At 60.9% G+C, this 1,571-nt stretch carries 2 protein-coding genes; both read left to right on the top strand.

Going from position 1 to position 1,571, the window contains the following annotated elements; genetic code table 11:
* A partial coding sequence (fusA, locus tag VN004_RS12640) for an elongation factor G (RefSeq protein ID WP_325610538.1) occupies positions 1 to 1,388 on the top strand: 1,388 nt, incomplete at its 5' end.
* A gap of 45 nt (positions 1,389 to 1,433) precedes the next feature.
* Positions 1,434 to 1,571: GTP-binding protein (locus tag VN004_RS12635; protein WP_325610540.1), on the top strand; the 138-nt coding region annotated here is incomplete at its 3' end.

The following is a 1,571-nucleotide window of genomic DNA, read 5'->3' as shown; positions in this document are numbered from 1 at the left end:
CTTACCTCGAGGGCAAGGAGCCCGACGAGGCGACGCTCAAGAAGCTGGTCCGCAAGGGTGTGATCACCGGCGCGTTCTATCCGGTGCTGTGCGGGTCCTCGTTCAAGAACAAGGGTGTGCAGCCGCTGCTGGATGCCGTGGTCGATTACCTGCCGTCGCCGCGCGATGTTCCGGCGATCAAGGGCGTCGATGCCAAGGGTAACGAGGTCGAGCGCCATCCTGACGACAATGAGCCGATGTCGCTCCTGGCGTTCAAGATCATGGACGACCCGTTTGTCGGCACCATTACATTCTGCCGCATCTATTCGGGCGTGCTGGCAAGCAGCACCGGCGTGATCAATTCGACCAAGGACCGCAAGGAGCGCATCGGCCGTATGTTGCTGATGCACGCCAACAACCGCGAAGACATCAAGGAGGCCTATGCCGGCGACATCGTCGCGCTGGCTGGCCTGAAGGATGTGCGCACCGGCGATACGCTGTGCGATCCGCAGCACTTCGTGATCCTTGAAAAGATGGAATTCCCCGATCCGGTCATTGAGATCGCGATCGAGCCGAAATCGAAGGCGGACCAGGAGAAGCTCGGCGTCGCGCTGGCCAAGCTTGTGGCCGAGGATCCGTCTTTCAGTGTCCATACCGATACCGAGAGCGGCCAGACCATCATCAAGGGGATGGGCGAGCTGCACCTCGACATCAAGGTCGATATCCTCAAGCGCACCTACAAGGTCGATGCCAACATCGGCGCGCCGCAGGTGGCTTACCGCGAGAAGATCACCAAGAAGGTTACGGTGGACTTCCAGCACAAGAAGCAGACCGGCGGCACCGGACAGTTCGCGCAGGTCAAGATCGAGGTCGAGCCGACCGAGCCCGGCACGGGTTTTGTCTTCGATAACCAGATTGTCGGCGGCGCCGTGCCTAAGGAGTTCATTCCGGGCGTGGAGAAGGGCCTGCAGTCCGTGCTCAACGCGGGCGTGCTGGCTGGCTTCCCGGTGGTGGACCTGAAGGTCACGTTGGTGGACGGCCGCTATCACGAGGTCGACTCGTCGGCGCTCGCCTTCGAAATCGCGGCGCGCGGTGCGTTGCGCGAGGCGCTGCAGAAGGGCGGTTGCGCGTTGCTCGAGCCGGTCATGAAGGTCGAGGTGGTGACGCCGGAGGATTACACCGGCTCCGTCATCGGCGACCTCAACTCGCGGCGCGGTCAGATCCAGGGCCAAGATATGCGTGGCAATGCCAACGTCATCACGGCGATGGTTCCGCTCGCCAACATGTTCTCGTATGTCAATAACCTGCGCTCGATGAGTCAGGGCCGGGCGACATTCACGATGCAGTTCGATCACTACTCTGAAGTACCGAAAGCGATCGCTGACGAAGTTCAGGCCAAGTACGCCTGAGCCAAACCGTAGACACCAACACCACCGGAGAGCCGGGAGACTTCAATGGCGAAAGAGAAATTCAACCGCAGCAAGCCGCATTGCAATGTTGGGACGATTGGTCACGTCGATCATGGCAAGACGTCGTTGACGGCGGCGATCACGAAGGTCCTTGCGGAGAAGGGCGGTGCGACGTTTACGGCG

Origin of the sequence: Pseudorhodoplanes sp. (assembly GCF_035565855.1) — a bacterium.
Lineage (GTDB): Bacteria > Pseudomonadota > Alphaproteobacteria > Rhizobiales > Xanthobacteraceae > Pseudorhodoplanes.
This window is presented reverse-complemented; position numbering and strand designations above follow the sequence as displayed.